The organism is Pseudomonas quercus (assembly GCF_012033695.1).
Taxonomy (GTDB): domain Bacteria; phylum Pseudomonadota; class Gammaproteobacteria; order Pseudomonadales; family Pseudomonadaceae; genus Aquipseudomonas; species Aquipseudomonas quercus.
Genome location: NZ_JAAVJI010000002.1, coordinates 24459 through 43157, shown reverse-complemented (window position 1 = coordinate 43157; position 18699 = coordinate 24459). Strand labels below are relative to the sequence as shown.

Genomic DNA, 18699 nt, shown 5'->3' with positions numbered 1-18699 from the left:
AAGTAAAAAAGGGGGGCACCTGGTGGGGTGCCCCCCTTTTTTATTGGCTACAGGCAGCCGCGCAGTTCACGCACCCTCATCGAACGTTGCCTGGGCTTCAAGCAGTGCCATGAAGGCACGTGCCGCATTGGAGAGCGTGCGCTCCGTATGCACGATGTAGCCTAGCTGGCGAGACAACTGGACGCCGGGTAGCGACAGGGTGGTCACTTGATTATCCAGCATGGTACGCGGCAATACGCTCCAGGCCAGGCCAATGGACACCATCATCTTGATGGTTTCCAGGTAATTGGTGCTCATGGCGATATTGGGGGTGAGCCCCTGGGCCTGGAAGAGATGATGGACAATGTGGTGAGTGAAGGTATTGCCACCTGGGAATACGGCTGGGTGCCGAGCGATGTCTTGAAGCGACACGTTCTGCTGGCGCGCCAGCGCATGCTCAGGTGCTGCTACCAGGTCCAGCGGGTCGTCCCAAATGTGTACGGCCTTTACCAGCCCATGGGGCTCCGGGGCTAGGGTGATAACGGCCAGCTCGGCACGCCCATGGAGAATCTCTTCGTAGGCCACTTCGGAGTCGAGAAACTGGATATCCAGGGCCACATTGGGGTAGCGCCGTGTGAAGGTGCGCAGCACGGGCGGTAATCGATGTAAACCGATGTGGTGGCTTGTCGCCAACGTCAGCCGGCCAGTGACCTCCTTGTCCAGGTTGCTCAAGGCACGGCGTGTATCCTCCAGCACATTGAGAATCTGGTAAGCCCTGGGCAGCAGGGCGCGCCCGGCTTCGGTGAGGCTCACTTCCCGGCCCAGGCGGTCGAACAAGCGCGTGTTCAATTGGCTCTCCAAGCCTGCTATGCGCTTGCTGATCGCCGGTTGGGTCAGGTGCAATTGCTCACCTGCGTTGGAAAAACTGCCGGTTTCCGCCACCCTGATAAAGGCAGTAAGGTTTGCCAGGTCCACGCCTTCGAATTCCTTTTTGTTATCCAGAATATGAAAATTATGAATTTGAGTTATTCAATCTAACCTCATAGCATTTAGGCCTACAAGCGGAGGCTTATCAATCGAGCGGCTAGCAGAAGCCGCCACTCTGCGACAGTCATGCCTGACGAGGAACCACTAGATGGCCGGTAAAACGCTGTACGACAAGCTCTGGGATTCGCATCTGGTCAAGCAACGGGACGATGGCTCTGCGCTGATCTACATCGATCGCCACATCGTTCACGAAGTGACCTCTCCGCAAGCCTTCGAAGGGCTGCGCCTGGCGGGTCGCAAGCCCTGGCGCGTCGACAGCATCGTGGCCACACCCGACCACAACGTCCCTACCACGCCAGAACGCAAAGGCGGTATCGAAGCCATTGCCGATCAGGTGTCGCGCCTCCAGGTTCAGACCCTGGATGACAACTGCGACGAGTACGGCATCACCGAATTCAAGATGAACGATGAGCGCCAAGGCATCGTTCATGTCATCGGGCCCGAGCAAGGGGCTACGTTGCCGGGCATGACCGTGGTATGCGGCGATTCCCACACCTCCACTCACGGCGCGTTCGGTGCGCTGGCCCATGGTATCGGCACCTCGGAAGTGGAGCATGTGCTCGCCACCCAGTGCCTGGTGGCCAAAAAGATGAAAAACATGCAGGTGCTGGTGGAAGGCACCTTGCCCTTTGGTGTAACGGCCAAGGACATTGTGTTGGCCGTAATCGGCAAAATCGGCACGGCGGGCGGTAATGGCCATGCCATTGAGTTTGCGGGCAGCGCCATTCGCGACCTGTCTGTGGAAGGCCGCATGACCATCTGCAACATGTCCATCGAGGCCGGCGCGCGCGTAGGCCTGGTGGCCTGTGACGAGAAAACCATTGCCTATGTGAAGGGCCGGCCGTTCTCACCGACGGGTGACAACTGGGCCAAGGCCGTAAACGCCTGGCAGTCGCTGAAATCCGACGAGGATGCCCACTTCGACACGGTAGTGCGCCTGGACGCCGCGCAGATCAAGCCGCAGGTCAGCTGGGGTACGTCGCCTGAGATGGTGCTGGCGGTTGACCAGGCTGTGCCGGACCCGGCCGCTGAAGCCGACCTGGTCAAGCGAGGGTCCATCGAGCGTGCCCTGAAGTACATGGGGTTGCGCGCGAACCAGCCGATCACCGAGATTCGCCTGGACCGTATCTTTATCGGCTCCTGCACCAACTCGCGTATCGAAGACCTGCGCGCAGCGGCCGTCGTTGCCAAAGGCCGTAAGGTAGCCGCCACCGTGAAGCAGGCCATCGTGGTGCCCGGTTCAGGGCTGGTTAAAGCTCAGGCTGAACAGGAGGGGCTGGATCGCGTCTTCATTGACGCGGGCTTCGAGTGGCGTGAGCCCGGTTGCTCCATGTGCCTGGCCATGAACCCGGACCGCTTGGAAGCCGGTGAACATTGCGCGTCCACCTCAAACCGCAACTTTGAAGGGCGCCAAGGGGCCGGTGGCCGTACTCACCTGGTCAGCCCCGCCATGGCCGCCGCTGCGGCCGTGACCGGCCACTTCATCGATGTGCGTGAATTGACCCAGGAGAGCGCAGCATGAAAGCCTTCACTCAACACACTGGCTTGACCGTGCCGCTGGATCGCGCCAACGTTGACACCGATCAGATCATTCCCAAGCAGTTTCTCAAGTCCATCAAGCGCACGGGGTTCGGTCCTAACCTGTTCGATGAATGGCGCTACCTGGACGTAGGGCAGCCCTACCAGGACAACTCCAAGCGCCCCTTGAATACCGAGTTCGTGCTCAACCAGCCACGCTACCAGGGCGCCAGCGTGCTACTGGCCCGTGAGAACTTCGGTTGCGGCTCCAGCCGTGAACATGCGCCCTGGGCGTTGGATGAATACGGCTTCCGGTGCGTGATTGCGCCCAGTTACGCCGACATCTTCTTCAACAACAGCTTCAAGAACGGCCTGTTGCCGATCATTCTTGACGCTGCCGACGTAGACGACCTGTTCAAACAGGTAGAGGCCGAGCCTGGCTATCAGCTGGCTATCGACCTGGATACCCAGAGCGTGACTCGCCCGGACGGCAAGGTGTACCGTTTCGAGATAGACGCCTTCCGCAAACACTGCCTGCTCCATGGCCTGGATGACATCGGCCTGACCCTGCAGGATGCCGAGGCCATTCGCGCGTTCGAAGCAGGCCACAAGGCCAGCCAGCCCTGGCTGTTCCGCTGAAGCGAATGACCCACGCACGCATTTCTACCGGCACCCTGCGGGGTGCCGTTTGCCTATGAAGAGGAACGCATGAGCAAGCAGATCCTGGTTCTCCCCGGCGATGGTATCGGCCCTGAAATCATGGCCGAAGCCGTCAAGGTACTGAACGTTGCCAATGAGCGTTTCAGCCTCGACCTGACGTTGACAGAAGATGTGATTGGCGGTGCCGCCCTCGACCGTCATGGCGTGCCCCTGGCCGACGAAACCCTGGACCGTGCCCGGGCTGCCGATGCGGTGCTGCTAGGCGCTGTCGGTGGCCCCAAATGGGACAAGATCGAACGCGACATCCGCCCCGAACGCGGGCTGCTGAAAATTCGCGCCCAGTTGGGCCTGTTCGCCAACCTGCGCCCGGCCATCCTGTACCCGCAATTGGCGGACGCCTCCTCGCTCAAGCCGGAGATCGTTGCCGGGCTGGACATCCTTATTGTGCGGGAGCTGACGGGCGGCATCTATTTCGGCGCTCCTCGGGGGACTCGTGAGCTGGAAAACGGCGAGCGTCAGGCCTACGACACTTTGCCCTACAGCGAGGGCGAAATCCGGCGTATCGCCCGAGTGGGCTTCGACATGGCCAAGGTGCGCGGCAAAAAGCTATGCTCCGTGGACAAAGCCAACGTGCTGGCCTCCAGCCAACTGTGGCGTGAAGTGGTGGAGGAGGTTGCAAAGGATTATCCTGAGGTCGAACTCAGCCATATGTACGTGGACAACGCTGCCATGCAGCTGGTGAAGGCGCCCAAGCAGTTCGACGTGGTGGTAACAGACAACCTGTTCGGTGACATTTTGTCCGACGAGGCGTCCATGCTTACCGGTTCCATCGGCATGCTGCCCTCGGCCTCCCTGGATGCCAGCAACAAAGGCATGTACGAACCCTGCCACGGTTCGGCCCCAGACATTGCAGGGCAGGGCATTGCCAACCCGTTGGCGACCATCCTCTCGGTGTCGATGATGCTGCGCTACAGCTTCAACCAGGATGACGCGGCCCAGGCCATCGAGGCGGCGGTCGGGAAAGTGCTGGACCAGGGCCTGCGTACCGGCGACATCTGGTCGGCAGGTTGCACCAAGGTGGGTACACAGGAAATGGGCGACGCGGTAGTCGCGGCCCTGCGAAATCTGTAATCTCTCGGGCCCGCCGTCTCGCTTGCCAGAGCGGCGGCTCACATTTTTTCCAAGGGTACAGTTGCGATGAAACGTGTAGGTCTGATCGGTTGGCGCGGTATGGTCGGTTCCGTGCTCATGCAGCGGATGCTGGAAGAGCAGGACTTCGACCTGATCGAACCGGTGTTTTTCACTACCTCCAATGTGGGCGGCGAAGGCCCGGCCGTGGGCAAGGAGGTGGCACCGCTCAAGGATGCCTACAGCATCGATGAGTTGAAAACCCTGGACGTCATCCTCACCTGCCAGGGTGGCGACTACACCAGCGAAGTGTTCCCCAAATTGCGCGAGGCGGGCTGGCAGGGCTACTGGATCGATGCCGCCTCCACCCTGCGCATGCAGGACGATGCCGTGATCGTGCTGGACCCGGTCAACCGCAAGGTGATCGATCAGCAACTCGATGCCGGTACCCGCAACTACATCGGTGGCAACTGCACGGTCAGCCTTATGCTGATGGGCCTAGGCGGGCTGTTCGAGGCCGGGCTGGTGGAGTGGATGAGCGCCATGACCTACCAGGCGGCCTCAGGTGCAGGTGCCCAGAACATGCGTGAGCTGATTCGGCAGATGGGTGCTACCCACGCCGCTGTGGCCGACGACCTGGCCAACCCGGCCAGCGCTATTCTGGACATCGACCGCAAGGTGGCCGAGGCCATGCGCGGTGAAGCCTTCCCCACTGAACAGTTCGGCGTGCCCCTGGCCGGTAGCCTGATTCCCTGGATCGACAAAGAGCTGCCCAACGGCCAGAGCCGCGAGGAATGGAAAGGGCATGCAGAGACCAACAAGATCCTGGGGCGCTTCAAGAACCCGGTGCCGGTCGATGGTATCTGCGTACGCATCGGCGCCATGCGGTGCCATAGCCAGGCGCTGACCATCAAGCTGAACAAGGATGTCCCCATTGCGGACATCGAAGGCATGATCAGCCAGCACAACCCTTGGGTTAAACTGGTGCCCAACCATCGCGAAGCCAGCATGGCAGAGCTGAGCCCTACCCAGGTCACCGGTACGCTGAACATTCCCGTAGGCCGCCTGCGCAAGCTCAACATGGGCTCGCAGTTCCTGGGCGCCTTCACGGTAGGTGACCAGCTGCTGTGGGGCGCAGCCGAGCCGCTGCGCCGTATGTTGCGTATCCTGCTGGAGCGGTGATACCCGGCAAGGCCTGCGACAAACCCCTGCCGTATGGCGGGGGTTTTGTTTTCTGGCAACCTTATTTTTTCAACAGGAACCCTGATGTCTGCAACCTTTGACGTGGCGGTGATCGGTGCTACCGGCACCGTAGGCGAAACCCTTGTTCAGGTGCTCGAAGAGCGCGATTTTCCGCTTGGGCAGCTGCATGTGCTGGCAAGCGAAGCCTCAGTGGCGCAGTCCATCCCTTTTCGTGGCCGGAACGTGCGGGTAAAGTCGCTGAACGGTTTCGATTTCAACCAGGTGAAGCTAGTGTTTTTCTGCGCTGGCGACGCCGTGACGGCCGCCTTCGCAGGCCAGGCGAGCGAGGCTGGCTGCCAAGTGATCGACCTGGCAGGTGGGGCAGGCGCGCCGGCGGTGGTGCCTGAAGTGAATGCGCAAACCCTTCAGGGCCTGTCAGCGCCCAGCCGCGTAGGCACACCCGGCAGCATCGCAACGGCATTGGCCCTGGCCCTAGCACCCCTGCAAGGGCTATTGGACATCGAGCACGTTACGGTCACCGCTTGCCTGCCCATGTCTGCCAGTAGCCGTGAGGCGGTACGCGAGCTGGCGCGGCAAACCACCGAACTGCTGAACGCAAGGCCCCTGGAACCTCGGGTGTTCGACCGCCAGGTAGCCTTCAATATGCTCGCCCAGGTCGGCGAGCCGGATGCAGCGGGTCAGCTGGCGCTGGAAAAACGTGCCCACCGGGAATTGCGCGAACTGTTGAACCTGCCTTTACTCAAGGTATCCATCAGTTGCATTCAGGCGCCTGTATTCTTTGGCGACAGCCTCACAGTGAGCGTACGTTCGCGCACCCCCGTGGATGTGCAAGCTGCTACACAGGCCCTTGAACAGGCGGCGGGTGTGGAGTGGACAGGCGCTGACGACTACCCAACGGTAGTGGGAGATGCCGTGGGCCAGGACGTGGTTTACGTGGGTCGCGTACGCGGCGGGTTGGGCGACCCTTGCGAGCTTAACCTCTGGCTGGTGCTGGATAACGTGCGCAAAGGTGCAGCCCTCAATGCAGTGCAAGTGGCTGAGTTGTTGATAAAACGCCTTTCGTAAAAGATACTTGGGCACTTTTTGTAAAAAAATTTCTCGGATTACGTTGCAAGCCCGGCACGCACAAAAGGATCTGGCCATGGTTCATGTTCGAAAACTGGTCTTGGCGATAGCCGCTGCCACCGCGCTGTCTTCCGGTATGGCGCAAGCCTTGGAACTGGGCGAGCTGACGCTCAAGTCAGCCGCCAACCAGCCGTTGGTGGCAGAGATCGAGCTGCGTGATGTGGCTCAGCTCACCGCACCTGAGATTGTGCCAGGCCTTGCCTCGCCGGATGAGTTCGCGCGCGCAGGCCTGGAGCGTCAGGCCTTCCTCAACCAGCTCAGCTTTACGCCCGTAATCAATCCCGGCGGGCGTAGCGTGATTCAGGTCACGTCGCCTGCGCCACTGTCCGAGCCGCTGCTCAAGTTCCTGGTGCAGGTGATCTACCCCAGCGGGCGCCTGATGCGCGACTACAGTGTTCTGGTCGATGCGTCCAAGTTCTCGCCGCAAGCTGCAGAGGCGGCAACGCCAGCCGCTACGCCAGCGGTGACGGCGCCAGCGGCGTCCAATGGCCGGGAGTACACCACCACCAGCCGCGACACCTTGTGGGAAATCGCTGCACGTTTCCGTGAGCAAGCGTCGGTACAGCAGACCATGCTGGCCATCCAGGCCATGAACCCGTCTGCTTTCCAGGACGCCAATATCAACCGCCTGCGTGCCGGCCAGGTGCTGCGTATCCCCGATAGCAACGACGCCACAGCATTGGCACAGCCACAGGCTATTGCAGAAGTGGCACGGCAGAACGCGGCCTGGCGCGAAGGCCGCCGACTGGGCCCTCGTGCGCAACAGTTGGACGCTACGCGGGGTAACGGGCGAGGCAATGCCCCCGTGCCTGCGCAGACCGATAACCTCAAACTGGTGTCCGGCGACGCCAATGCCGCCAACGCCAAGGGCCTTGCCGGTGATAACAAAGCCCTGACGGACAAGCTGGCGGTGACCCAGGAAGGCTTGGATAGCGCCCGGCGCGAGAACAGTGAACTGCAAAGCCGATTGGCCGACTTGCAAAGCCAGTTGGACAAAGCCAATCGCCTGTTGCAGCTCAAGAGCGACCAGTTGGCGCGCCTTGAAGCGGGGGCAAACGCAGCACCGGCGGTTACCGCACCGGCACCTGCGGCAACCCCTGAGGCAGTGGCCCCAGCGCCTGACGCGGCTGTGACATCTGCCCCACCAGCGGTTGATGCGCAGCTCACGCCATCCACCCAAGCCCCTGTCGCCTCGCCGGACGCCACCACACCACCGGTCGTAGCGCCAGCCCCTGCCACCGAAGATAACCACACCGGTTCCTGGCTACTGGGCACGGCTGCTGGCCTGGCGGTGGCAGCCGCCTTGCTGGCTGCCTGGCTGCTGGCACGTCGGCGCAGGGCGCAGCAGGAGTCTGAGCGCCATGCACGCATGGCGCGGGAATTGGCCGAAGCACAGGAATTCCGGCCTGAAGATTTCGAAGCGCCGGTAGGCAGCTTCGACAGCTTGGGCACGTCCTCGCCATCGGTCCGCCTGGCTCCTGCCATGGTGGCGGCGTCTGTAGCCGCAGCGGCGGCCGCCGAGGCCTCTGCCGGTGAGGCACCGGTGTATGCACGGCCAGACCGCATCGCTGTCCGTCAAGAGGTGCCGTCTGTGGCGTCTCTGGTGGTGGCCCCTGCGGCGAGCGATCCACTGGAACAGGCTCAGGCACATATCGACAACGACCGTTACATGAGTGCCAGAGACGTGCTTGAAGCGGGCGTCAGGAATGAGCCTCAACGCAGCGACCTCCGGCTCAAACTGATGGAAGTCTATGGTCAGCAGGGGGATCGCGACGGCTTTATTGCGCAGGAACGGCACCTGATGGCCCATGGCGGCAACCCCGCACCGGTGGACGAACTCAAGGCACGTTTCCCTGCCATGGCAGGGCTTGCAGCCGGGTTGAGCGCCGCTGCCGTAGCGGCAGAGCTGGACGCCCAGTACGTCAAGGACCTGTTGCAGGACGATGCCAGTGCTCCCGAACCCATCGGGGATGTGTTCGACACCAACTTCGACCTCAGCCTGGATGGCATAGAGCCTGTTGCTGCAGACGCTACGCCTGAAACGACCGAGCGTGCTACGCCCCGGGATGAGGTGGACTTCGAAACCCTGCTCAGAGAAAGCGCAGCTGAACGCAGCAATGTGGAGCCGGAACCAGAAGTAGGGCTGGAGCAGGCCGCTGATGCTGAGCAGGCGACAGAAAGGCCGGCACCGTCCGAAGCGAATGAAATGGACGCCCTTGGTCCCTTGGAAACGCCCCGCGTACTAGGGGAAGATGAGGCTTCAGCGCCCGAGCGTACTCATCGCGAGCAGTTGGATGATTTTGACTTGGCACTGTCCAGTGAGCAGTTGGAGGATCAGGATCGTTTTGCCGCCGATGTGAACGACGTCAACGCTCAATTGGATGAACTGTCCCATAGCCTTGGCCAAGCCTCCCTGGATAACGGCTTGCATGGCGAGGGCAGGGCGGGTGAAGGGCTGGACGAGTTCGATTTCCTGTCCGACTCCGATGAGGTCACCACCAAGCTCGACCTGGCACGTGCCTACATCGAAATGGCCGATGCCGAAGGGGCGCGGGACATTCTGGATGAAGTGCTTAAAGAAGGCACCATGGCCCAGCAGAAAGAAGCGCGCAAGATGCTGGCTACGTTAAGCTGACGCGCGCCGTGTATCACCCAACGGCAGCCAATTGGCTGCCGTTGTCGTTTTCCTGAATATGGGTTTATCACGTGGACATCTATCAAAGCGCAGCGGATGAAGTGGCTGCTGAGGGCTATACCCGAATCGCCTTGGGCGTGGAATACAAAGGCTCACGCTACAAAGGCTGGCAGCGGCAGATCGAGGGTGTGCGAAGCGTTCAGGAAACCCTTGAGAAGGCCTTGTCCAAGGTGGCTGCCAGCCCAGTGTCCGTGTTGTGCGCCGGCCGCACAGATGCAGGCGTGCACGCCTGCGGCCAGGTCGTTCATTTCGACACCCGTGCCGTACGCCCGGAGCGGGCCTGGGTGATGGGCACCAATAGCGAGTTGCCAGGCGATATCAGTGTCAGTTGGGCGCAGGTGATGCCGAGCGATTTCCATGCGCGGTTCAAGGCCGTGTCCCGTCGTTACCGTTATGTGATCTACAACGACCCTATCCGCCCCGCGCATTTGAGCGAGGAAGTCACCTGGAATCATCGGCCTCTGGATGTGGCACGCATGGCCGCGGCAGCAGCACCTCTGCATGGTACCCATGACTTCAGTGCCTTCAGGGCCAGCCAGTGCCAGGCCAAATCCCCCATCAAGACCTTGCACCACCTGCGAGTCACACGCCATGGCAGCCTCATTGTCATCGATGTCCGTGCTAGTGCCTTTCTTCACCATATGGTGCGCAACCTGGCTGGCGTGTTGATGGCCATTGGTTCTGGGGACAAACCCATAGGCTGGGCAGCAGAGGTGCTGGAGCGTGGCGAGCGGCGACAGGGCGGGGTAACCGCCCATCCCTATGGGCTTTACCTTGTGAACGTTGAGTACCCTGAGCCCTATGGGGTGCCCAACCGATACATCGGGCCACATTTTCTGACCGGCTTCACGGGTTTGGACAGCTGACGGCCACAGGGGTATTTGCTACCATCGTGCCCGTTTTGACAGTAGAGGTCTTACACAATGGGCGCCGTTCGCAGCAAGATCTGTGGTATTACCCGGCCGGAAGATGCCATCGTTGCCGCTCAGGCAGGCGCTGATGCCATTGGCCTGGTGTTTTATGCCCCCAGCCCTCGTGCAGTAAATGTGCAACAGGCGCGCGAAATCATCCGTGCCTTGCCGCCGTTTGTCACGGTAGTGGGCCTGTTCGTGAATGCTTCTGCCTGTGAAATCAATGAAACCCTGGACGCCGTTCCCCTGGACCTGCTTCAGTTTCACGGTGATGAAAGCCCGGAGCAGTGCAGTGGCTACCATCGCCCATACATCAAGGCATTGCGGGTGAGGCCAGGTGATAACCTCGAAGCAGCCTGCGAACGCTACGGCAGCGCCAGCGGCCTGCTGCTGGATGCGTTCGTAGAGGGCGTGCCGGGTGGTACCGGGCTGGCGTTCGACTGGAACCTCGTGCCAGCTGCCTTGCCCAAGCCCATCATCCTGGCCGGTGGGCTGACGCCGGAAAACGTCAGCGAAGCCATTGAGCGGGTACGGCCCTTTGGCGTGGATGTAAGCGGCGGCGTAGAGCTGAGCAAGGGCATCAAGGATGCTCACCGTGTCCAGGCCTTCGTCAAGGCAGTGCGTTCGTGGCGTTGACTTGCACCCACCGTGTGGCAATGTGACGGCGGTGGCCTTATGGCCGTCGAACTTCTTCAGCGCGCCACGGGGCAGCCCCGCTGGCGCGCCTCCGTATTTTTAGTGAGGGTGAAGCGCATTGCGCTCCCCTGGTATTGAACGACCATGGTGGCTTCGAGCCCCGGTCCGGCCCGCACAGGGTTCGCCCAGTTACTGGAGAAACAGGCATGAGCAACTGGTTGGTAGACAAACTGATCCCTTCGATCATGCGTTCCGAGGTGAAGAAGAGCTCGGTGCCCGAGGGGCTGTGGCACAAGTGCCCCAACTGCGAAGCAGTGCTGTACCGCCCGGAGCTGGAAAAAACCCTCGACGTTTGCCCCAAGTGCAATCACCACATGCGCATTGGTGCTCGGGCACGCCTGGACATCTTCCTGGATGCTGAAGGGCGTGAAGAGTTGGGTGCAGACCTGGAACCGGTCGACCGCCTCAAGTTCCGCGATGGCAAGAAGTACAAGGATCGCCTCACCGGCGCCCAGAAGCAGACCGGTGAAAAAGACGCCTTGATCTCCATGAGCGGTAGCCTGATGGGCATGCCCGTGGTAACCAGCGCGTTCGAATTCAGCTTCATGGGCGGCTCCATGGGTGCCATCGTGGGGGAGCGTTTTGTGCGCGCTGCCAACTATGCGCTGGAACACCGCTGCCCGATGGTCTGCTTCGCGGCCTCCGGCGGTGCGCGCATGCAGGAGGCGCTGATCTCCCTGATGCAGATGGCCAAGACCTCTGCCGTGCTGGCACGCCTGCGAGAAGAGGGGATTCCGTTCATCTCCGTACTGACCGACCCGGTGTATGGTGGTGTATCCGCCAGCCTTGCCATGCTGGGCGACGTGATTGTCGGCGAGCCCAAGGCCTTGATCGGTTTCGCCGGGCCGCGTGTCATCGAGCAGACCGTCCGCGAAAAACTGCCCGAAGGGTTCCAGCGTAGCGAGTTCCTGCTGGACCACGGCGCCATCGACCTGATTATCCACCGGCAGGAGCTTCGCCCACGCCTGGCACGGCTGCTGGCACAGATGATGAACGTGGCTACGCCCAACCCTGCCTTGAGCGTCGTACATCCCGTTGAGCTGGACCCCGCCGGCGCCACTGCAGGCGCTCCCTCAGCGGTATGAAGCCACGTACCCTTGACGCATGGCTGGCGTACCTGGAACAGCTGCACCCGGTGGCCATCGACATGGGGCTGGAACGCTCCAGAACCGTGCTGGAGCGTTTGAACCTTGGGGCCCTCGCGCCGCGTGTCATCACCGTTACCGGCACCAATGGCAAGGGTTCTACCTGCGCGTTCATTGCCAGCCTGCTCGAGGCCCAAGGCCTTCGGGTAGGCGTGTACAGTTCGCCGCACCTGCTACGTTACAACGAGCGGGTTCGCCTTGAAGGCCAGGACGCGACAGATGCACAGCTGTGCGCAGCGTTCGAAGCCGTCGAGGCTGCCCGCGGGGGCACCACACTCACCTACTTTGAAATGGGCACCCTGGCAGCGTTCTGGCTGTTCGCAGGCGCGCACCTCGATGCAGTGGTGCTGGAAGTGGGCCTGGGTGGGCGCCTGGACACGGTCAACCTGGTAGATGCAGACCTGTCGGTAGTGACCAGCATCGGCATCGACCATGCTGACTACCTGGGCAATACCCGCGAGTCTGTGGCGTTCGAGAAGGCGGGCATCCTGCGTTCGGCAAAGCCTGCACTGTGTGGCGACCTCGATCCGCCAGCACCTCTGCTGGACGCCGCGCAGCGGCTGGGCTGCCCGCTGTACCTCAGAGGCGCTGCATTCGACCTGGCCGTCGGGCCCCAGGCATGGGCATGGCGCGGCCAGGCCATTGATGGTGCTGCGCTTTCCCTCACCGAGCTACCGCTGCTGGCCCTTCCCATGGAAAACGCTGCACTGGCCTTGCAGGCCTATGCGCTGTTCGGCCTGCCCTGGGTGCCCTCCGTGTTGTCAAGTGCCTTGAGCCGTACCCGGGTGATGGGCCGCCTGGACCGCCGCCAGGCGCTGTGGAAAGGCAAACCGGTCCGGCTGTTACTGGACGTGGGCCACAACCCCCATGCGGCGCACTACCTGCGCAGCCGCTTGCCCGCATTGCCGCTGCCTAGCGTTCGCCGTGCAGTGTTCGGGCTATTGGCAGACAAAGACCTTCCTGGTGTGATCGAGCCACTGCTGGGAAGCATCGCGCATTGGGCAGTCGCTCCTCTGCCATCGCCGCGTACACAGCCGGCTGCGGCGTTGCAGGCAGCTTTGTCGAACCTTGGCGCAACGGCAACGTCACATGGCAGCGTCCATGACGCCCTGGCGCACCAATGCGACCAGGCAGGCCCGGACGACGAAATACTGGTGTTTGGATCTTTCTTTTGTGTCGCCGAGGCCTTGTCATGGCTCGACCGGCACGGCGTGGAGGTAGCCGCCGATGGCTTTGCTGGATAACGTGGTCAAACAACGCATGGTAGGCGCCCTGGTGCTGGTAGCACTGGCGGTGGTATTCCTGCCCATGCTGTTCAGCCGCCCGGATGAAATGCGCGAAGTACGTGTGAATGCGCCAGCGGCCCCCGCTGTGCCTGTGGTACCGCAGGTCAAGGTACAGCCGGCTGCGGTGCCAGATGCCCCTGCACCCACGCCGGTGGTGGATGAAGCACCGCCTTCTCCGCCGGTCACAGCCCGTGCTTCTTCCCAGGCGCGTGCGCCCAGCATGCCTATCTCTGCGGCGCCGACAGTAACGGCCCCGTCTGCACCATCGACGAAAACAGCAGCACCCGCGGCCGTACCTACCACCCCCGCACCTTCCACCTCCACAGCACCGACTGCCAAGGCTGATGTGGCCAGCAAGCTCGATGCGGGGGGCGTGCCCGTAAGCTGGTCGGTTCAACTGGCCAGCCTGTCGAACCGTGCAGGGGCTGATACCTTGCAGAAAACCCTTCGCACTCAAGGTTACAACGCCTACGTGCGTTCAGCCGAAGGCAAGAATCGGGTGTTTGTGGGGCCGCTCATCGACCGGGGCGAGGCGGAGCGCCTGCGTGATGTCATCAATCGCCAACAGAACCTCAAAGGGTTCGTGGTGCGCTTCGAGCCTGAACGCGGCTGAACCGCCGACCAGCTTGTGAGGGGGATTGGAGAATCTCCCTTAACCGGAACCTTCCTGTCTGCTAAAATGCGCGGCCTTATACGTCTGCGGGCCGAAACGTGGCATTTACCTGGGTTGACTGGGCGATCATCGCGGTCGTCGCTGTCTCTGCACTGATCAGCTTGAAGCGTGGTTTCGTCAAGGAAGCCCTCTCGCTGGTCACCTGGATAGTGGCAGGTGCCGTGGCCTGGATGTTTGGCGGCGGCCTGGCGCAGTACTTCGAGAACTATATTCAAACGCCGTCGGCACGGGTAATTGCCGGCTGCGTGATTCTGTTCGTGGCTACGTTGCTGGTCGGCGCGATGGTCAACTACCTGATTGGCGAGCTGATTCGCGTCACTGGCCTTTCCGGCACTGACCGCTTCCTGGGCATGGTGTTCGGTGCAGCCCGGGGTGGCCTGCTGGTCGTGGTCGCTGCGGGGTTGCTTAGCTTAGGGCCGGTTCAGCAGGACCCTTGGTGGCAGCAGTCTCAGTTGTTACCGCGTTTTCTTCTGGTTGCAGACTGGTCAAAGAACCTCATTTTGGGGATGAGCAGTCAGTGGCTGGCGGCCGGGGTCAGTTCGCCGGTCGAGATTCCGTTCAAGGAGCACCTACTGCCAGCGCCCAAGGCGCACGAGCAGGGGTCCGTTCAGGTTCACTAAGTAGGGGTTGCGTCGCATGTGTGGCATCGTCGGTATCGTCGGTAAGTCGAACGTGAATCAGGCGCTGTATGACGCGTTGACCGTCTTGCAGCATCGCGGCCAGGACGCTGCCGGTATTGTGACCAGCCATGAGGGCCGGTTATTCCTGCGCAAGGACAACGGCCTTGTGCGCGACGTGTTCCAGCAGCGGCATATGCAGCGGCTGGTGGGCAACATGGGCATCGGCCACGTGCGCTATCCCACGGCGGGCAGCTCAACCTCCGCCGAGGCACAACCGTTCTATGTGAACTCGCCCTACGGGATCACGCTTGCCCACAACGGCAACCTCACCAACGTGGAACAGTTGGCCAAGGAAATCTACGAGTCCGACCTGCGCCACGTCAACACCAGCTCGGATTCCGAGGTGTTGCTGAACGTGTTCGCGCACGAGCTGGCCGTGCGCGGCAAGCTGCATCCTACTGAAGAGGATGTGTTCGCCGCCGTTAAAGACACCCATAAGCGCTGCCGGGGTGGCTATGCAGTAGTGGCCATGGTCACCGGCTACGGCATTGTCGGTTTCCGGGACCCGAACGCCATTCGCCCGATCGTGTTCGGCCAACGCCAGACCGATGACGGGGTGGAGTACATGATCGCCTCCGAAAGCGTGGCCTTGGACGTGCTGGGCTTTACGCTCATTCGCGACCTGGCCCCCGGCGAAGCCGTCTACATCACCGCAGAAGGCCAGCTGCACACCCGCCAGTGCGCGCCGAACCCCAAGTATGCCCCCTGCATTTTCGAGCATGTGTACCTGGCACGGCCAGATTCGATCATCGACGGCATCTCGGTCTACAAGGCCCGCCTACGCATGGGTGAAAAGCTGGCTGAGAAAATTCAGCGCGAGCGCCCGGGCCACGACATCGACGTGGTCATTCCAATCCCGGACACCAGCCGCACATCGGCCCTGGAACTGGCCAATCAGCTGGGCGTGAAATTCCGCGAAGGCTTTGTGAAAAACCGTTACATCGGCCGCACCTTCATCATGCCGGGCCAGGCAGCACGCAAGAAATCCGTGCGCCAGAAGCTCAATGCCATTGAGCTGGAATTCCGTGGCAAGAACGTAATGCTGGTGGATGACTCCATCGTGCGGGGCACCACCTGCAAGCAGATCATCCAGATGGCCCGCGAAGCCGGTGCCAAGAAGGTGTACTTCTGCTCGGCCGCCCCGGCGGTGCGTTACCCGAACGTGTATGGCATTGACATGCCAAGTGCCCATGAACTGATTGCCCACGACCGCAGTACCCAGGAAGTGGCGGACCTTATCGGTGCCGACTGGCTGATCTATCAGGACCTGCCCGACCTGATCGATGCAGTGGGCGGGGGCAAGGTGAAGATTGATCACTTCGATTGTGCCGTGTTCGATGGCCAGTACGTGACCGGCGATATCGATGCCACCTACCTGAGCAAGATCGACACGGCGCGTAACGATACCGCCAAGGTCCGGCCACAGGCGGCCAGCGCCATCATCGACCTGTACAACAACTGAGAGGACCGAGCATGAGCCAGGATTGGGACGCAGGGCGCCTCGACAGCGACCTGGACGGCGTAGGGTTCGACACGCTGGCCGTAAGAGCAGGCCAGCACCGCACCCCGGAAGGGGAGCACAGTGACCCGCTGTTCTTCACCTCCAGCTATGTGTTTCGTACGGCAGCCGATGCCGCTGCCCGTTTCGCCGGGGATGTGCCAGGTAATGTGTATTCGCGTTATACCAACCCCACGGTGCGTTCTTTCGAAGAGCGTATCGCGGCGCTGGAAGGCGCGGAACAGGCCGTAGGCTTCGCCACGGGCATGGCTGCCATTACCGGCCTGGCCATGGGGCTGTGCAGTGCAGGTGACCACGTACTGATCTCCCAAAGCGTATTCGGCTCGACCATCAGCCTGTTCGAAAAATACTTCAAGCGCTTTGGCATCGAAGTGAGCTACGCGCCGCTGGCCGACCTCGCGGGCTGGGAGCAGGCCATCCGGCCAAACACCCGGTTCCTGTTCGTGGAGTCGCCTTCCAATCCGCTGGCCGAGCTGGTCGATATTGCTGCGCTGGCCGAGATCGCCCATGCCAAAGGCACGTTGCTGGTGGTGGACAACTGCTTCAGCACACCCGCCCTGCAACAGCCGCTGAAGCTGGGAGCAGATATCGTGATGCATTCGGCAACCAAATTCATCGATGGCCAAGGCCGTTGCATGGGCGGCGTGGTGGCAGGCCGTGCCGAACACATGAAGGAAATGGTAGGCGTGGTGCGTACGGCAGGCGCCACCCTCAGCCCGTTCAACGCGTGGGTTTTCCTCAAGGGGCTGGAAACCTTGAAGCTGCGCATGCGTGCCCACTGTGCCAACGCCCAGGCGCTGGCCGAATGGCTGGAGCAGCAGCCTGGTATTGAAAAGGTGCACTATGCAGGCCTGGAAAGCCACCCGCAGCACGCTTTGGCCAAGCGCCAGATGCAGGGCGGCTTCGGCGGGGTAGTGAGCTTCGAGGTGAAGGGCGGAAAGGTAGGGGCATGGGCGTTCATCGACGCTACGCGGTTGGTGTCCATTACCGCCAACCTGGGCGATAGCAAAACCACGATCACCCACCCGGCCACCACCTCTCATGGGCGCCTGTCGCCACAGGAGCGTGACGCCGCCGGTATCCGCGACAGCCTTATTCGTGTGGCGGTGGGCCTGGAAGACCTGGCAGACCTGCAAGCAGACCTGGCCCGGGGCCTGGCAGCCCTGTGATTCCTGTCGAAATTGCACGTAGCGGCTTTCGCGACGCACGGGTGGCGCTGGTGACAGGGGCTGCGCGTGGCATAGGCCTGGGCGTCGCATGCTGGCTGCTGGTGGAAGGGTGGAAAGTGGTACTGGCCGACGTGGACGCGGAGCGGGGCACGGTGATTGCCGAGGCCTTGGGCGAAAGCGCCGCTTTTGTGACCATGGACGTGGCCAACGACAAGCAGGTCGCTGCGGGGGTAGCCCAGGCACTGGCACGTTTCGGGCGGCTAGACGCCTTGGTGTGCAATGCTGCAATAACCCATGCCCACAATGGCCCGCTCGAAAGCCTGCCATTGTCGCGCTGGCAGCGGGTGATCGACGTAAACCTCACCGGCACCATGCTGCTGGCCCGGCATTGCGCGCCCTACCTGCGCGCACGCAACGGAGCCATTGTGAACCTGTGCTCTACCCGCGCCCATCAGTCCGAACCCGATACGGAGGCCTATGCCGCCAGCAAGGGTGGAGTGCTGGCACTCAGTCACGCACTGGCAATCAGCCTGGCCCCGGAAATCCGGGTCAACGTAGTCAGCCCTGGCTGGATCGACGCCCGTGATCCCGCCCAGCGCCGCGCCGAACCGCTCACGGACACTGACCATGCACAGCATCCCACTGGGCGCGTAGGTACCGTAGAAGACGTAGCAGCCGCAGTGGCTTGGCTGCTGTCGCCTACGGCAGCGTTCGTGACGGGGCAGGAGCTGATCGTGGACGGCGGCATGACCCGCAAGATGATTTACGCCTGAACCTCAAGCGCAGCGGGGGCTTTAAACGAAATTCAGGCTTTTTGAAAAAAACTTCAAGCAGGGTATTGACTTACAGTCGCCCCATCGCCAAAATGCGCACCACTTCGACGCAGTACACGGGTGATTAGCTCAGCTGGGAGAGCATCTGCCTTACAAGCAGAGGGTCGGCGGTTCGATCCCGTCATCACCCACCACTTCGAAGTGCTCTGATTCTAGAGCGGATGAAAGTCCACCGACGCGCAGCGGTAGTTCAGTCGGTTAGAATACCGGCCTGTCACGCCGGGGGTCGCGGGTTCGAGTCCCGTCCGCTGCGCCATTTTTCTCCAGGTGTCGTTTCGGCGTCATCTGAGATCGAAGCAACCACCCCGCTTTGATCAGCCAGTTTCACTTCGGGCGAAAGCCTGAGCGATACGCAGCGGTAGTTCAGTCGGTTAGAATACCGGCCTGTCACGCCGGGGGTCGCGGGTTCGAGTCCCGTCCGCTGCGCCATCT

General features: G+C 61.7%; 16 protein-coding genes and 3 tRNA genes. 18 read left to right on the top strand and 1 reads right to left on the bottom strand.

Going from position 1 to position 18699, the window contains the following annotated elements:
• Window positions 1-66: 66 nt before the first annotated feature.
• Window positions 67-954, bottom strand: a complete 888-nt coding sequence (locus HBH25_RS03410; RefSeq protein ID WP_168081562.1) for a LysR family transcriptional regulator — start codon at window positions 952-954, stop codon at window positions 67-69.
• Between the two features lie 160 nt (window positions 955-1114).
• Here HBH25_RS03410 and leuC point away from each other — a divergent pair, with 160 nt between their 5' ends.
• From leuC to HBH25_RS03320, 18 genes are all read left to right on the top strand, one after another.
• Complete coding sequence (leuC, locus tag HBH25_RS03405) at window positions 1115-2548, top strand: 3-isopropylmalate dehydratase large subunit (protein ID WP_168081561.1); 1434 nt, start codon at window positions 1115-1117, stop codon at window positions 2546-2548.
• Window positions 2545-3183, top strand: coding sequence for a 3-isopropylmalate dehydratase small subunit (gene leuD / locus HBH25_RS03400; RefSeq protein ID WP_168081559.1), 639 nt, complete (start codon window positions 2545-2547; stop codon window positions 3181-3183). Before leuC ends, leuD begins: the two co-directional genes overlap by 4 nt.
• A gap of 69 nt (window positions 3184-3252) precedes the next feature.
• The gene (gene leuB / locus HBH25_RS03395) at window positions 3253-4335 is read left to right on the top strand and encodes a 3-isopropylmalate dehydrogenase (protein WP_168081557.1); all 1083 of its coding nucleotides are present in this window, start codon (window positions 3253-3255) and stop codon (window positions 4333-4335) included.
• Window positions 4336-4401: 66 nt separating this feature from the next.
• Window positions 4402-5514: an aspartate-semialdehyde dehydrogenase gene (gene asd, locus HBH25_RS03390; RefSeq protein WP_168081555.1), complete on the top strand. Its 1113-nt coding sequence runs from the start codon at window positions 4402-4404 to the stop codon at window positions 5512-5514.
• Window positions 5515-5598: 84 nt separating this feature from the next.
• On the top strand, window positions 5599-6600 hold the full coding sequence (locus HBH25_RS03385) for an aspartate-semialdehyde dehydrogenase (protein WP_168081553.1): 1002 nt from the start codon (window positions 5599-5601) through the stop codon (window positions 6598-6600).
• A gap of 76 nt (window positions 6601-6676) precedes the next feature.
• Complete coding sequence (locus HBH25_RS03380) at window positions 6677-9295, top strand: motility hub landmark protein FimV (RefSeq protein ID WP_168081551.1); 2619 nt, start codon at window positions 6677-6679, stop codon at window positions 9293-9295.
• Between the two features lie 71 nt (window positions 9296-9366).
• Entirely contained in the window at window positions 9367-10221 is an 855-nt protein-coding gene (gene truA / locus HBH25_RS03375) for a tRNA pseudouridine(38-40) synthase TruA (protein ID WP_168081549.1), read from the top strand.
• Between the two features lie 57 nt (window positions 10222-10278).
• Entirely contained in the window at window positions 10279-10902 is a 624-nt protein-coding gene (locus tag HBH25_RS03370; protein ID WP_168081547.1) for a phosphoribosylanthranilate isomerase, read from the top strand.
• 206 nt (window positions 10903-11108) lie between these two features.
• Window positions 11109-12047 (top strand): acetyl-CoA carboxylase, carboxyltransferase subunit beta, encoded by a 939-nt coding sequence (gene accD / locus HBH25_RS03365; protein WP_168081546.1) that lies wholly within the window; start codon window positions 11109-11111, stop codon window positions 12045-12047.
• Window positions 12044-13351, top strand: coding sequence for a bifunctional tetrahydrofolate synthase/dihydrofolate synthase (gene folC, locus HBH25_RS03360; RefSeq protein WP_168081544.1), 1308 nt, complete (start codon window positions 12044-12046; stop codon window positions 13349-13351). The genes accD and folC overlap by 4 nt, the downstream gene beginning before the upstream one ends.
• The gene (locus HBH25_RS03355; protein ID WP_168081542.1) at window positions 13335-14006 is read left to right on the top strand and encodes an SPOR domain-containing protein; all 672 of its coding nucleotides are present in this window, start codon (window positions 13335-13337) and stop codon (window positions 14004-14006) included. The genes folC and HBH25_RS03355 overlap by 17 nt, the downstream gene beginning before the upstream one ends.
• Window positions 14007-14104: 98 nt before the next feature.
• Window positions 14105-14686 (top strand): CvpA family protein, encoded by a 582-nt coding sequence (locus HBH25_RS03350; RefSeq protein ID WP_168081540.1) that lies wholly within the window; start codon window positions 14105-14107, stop codon window positions 14684-14686.
• A gap of 16 nt (window positions 14687-14702) precedes the next feature.
• Window positions 14703-16208: an amidophosphoribosyltransferase gene (purF, locus tag HBH25_RS03345; RefSeq protein ID WP_168081538.1), complete on the top strand. Its 1506-nt coding sequence runs from the start codon at window positions 14703-14705 to the stop codon at window positions 16206-16208.
• A gap of 11 nt (window positions 16209-16219) precedes the next feature.
• A complete protein-coding gene (locus tag HBH25_RS03340) occupies window positions 16220-17434 on the top strand; it encodes an O-succinylhomoserine sulfhydrylase (RefSeq protein WP_168081536.1) in 1215 nt (404 codons plus the stop codon).
• Window positions 17434-18207 (top strand): SDR family oxidoreductase, encoded by a 774-nt coding sequence (locus tag HBH25_RS03335; protein ID WP_168082650.1) that lies wholly within the window; start codon window positions 17434-17436, stop codon window positions 18205-18207. Before HBH25_RS03340 ends, HBH25_RS03335 begins: the two co-directional genes overlap by 1 nt.
• A gap of 118 nt (window positions 18208-18325) precedes the next feature.
• Window positions 18326-18401: transfer RNA gene (locus HBH25_RS03330), tRNA-Val, on the top strand.
• A 45-nt stretch (window positions 18402-18446) separates the two neighbouring features.
• Window positions 18447-18523: transfer RNA gene (locus HBH25_RS03325), tRNA-Asp, on the top strand.
• Window positions 18524-18619: 96 nt separating this feature from the next.
• Window positions 18620-18696: transfer RNA gene (locus HBH25_RS03320), tRNA-Asp, on the top strand.
• Window positions 18697-18699 lie beyond the last annotated feature (3 nt).

Excerpts from the sequence above, each read along its gene's own strand:
- leuC (WP_168081561.1), top strand. The coding sequence starts at position 1,115 with ATGGCCGGTAAAACGCTGTACGACAAGCTCTGGGATTCGCATCTGGTC.
- leuD (WP_168081559.1), top strand. The coding sequence starts at position 2,545 with ATGAAAGCCTTCACTCAACACACTGGCTTGACCGTGCCGCTGGATCGC.
- leuB (WP_168081557.1), top strand. The coding sequence starts at position 3,253 with ATGAGCAAGCAGATCCTGGTTCTCCCCGGCGATGGTATCGGCCCTGAA.
- asd (WP_168081555.1), top strand. The coding sequence starts at position 4,402 with ATGAAACGTGTAGGTCTGATCGGTTGGCGCGGTATGGTCGGTTCCGTG.
- HBH25_RS03385 (WP_168081553.1), top strand. The coding sequence starts at position 5,599 with ATGTCTGCAACCTTTGACGTGGCGGTGATCGGTGCTACCGGCACCGTA.
- HBH25_RS03380 (WP_168081551.1), top strand. The coding sequence starts at position 6,677 with ATGGTTCATGTTCGAAAACTGGTCTTGGCGATAGCCGCTGCCACCGCG.
- HBH25_RS03370 (WP_168081547.1), top strand. The coding sequence starts at position 10,279 with ATGGGCGCCGTTCGCAGCAAGATCTGTGGTATTACCCGGCCGGAAGAT.
- accD (WP_168081546.1), top strand. The coding sequence starts at position 11,109 with ATGAGCAACTGGTTGGTAGACAAACTGATCCCTTCGATCATGCGTTCC.
- folC (WP_168081544.1), top strand. The coding sequence starts at position 12,044 with ATGAAGCCACGTACCCTTGACGCATGGCTGGCGTACCTGGAACAGCTG.
- HBH25_RS03355 (WP_168081542.1), top strand. The coding sequence starts at position 13,335 with ATGGCTTTGCTGGATAACGTGGTCAAACAACGCATGGTAGGCGCCCTG.
- purF (WP_168081538.1), top strand. The coding sequence starts at position 14,703 with ATGTGTGGCATCGTCGGTATCGTCGGTAAGTCGAACGTGAATCAGGCG.
- HBH25_RS03340 (WP_168081536.1), top strand. The coding sequence starts at position 16,220 with ATGAGCCAGGATTGGGACGCAGGGCGCCTCGACAGCGACCTGGACGGC.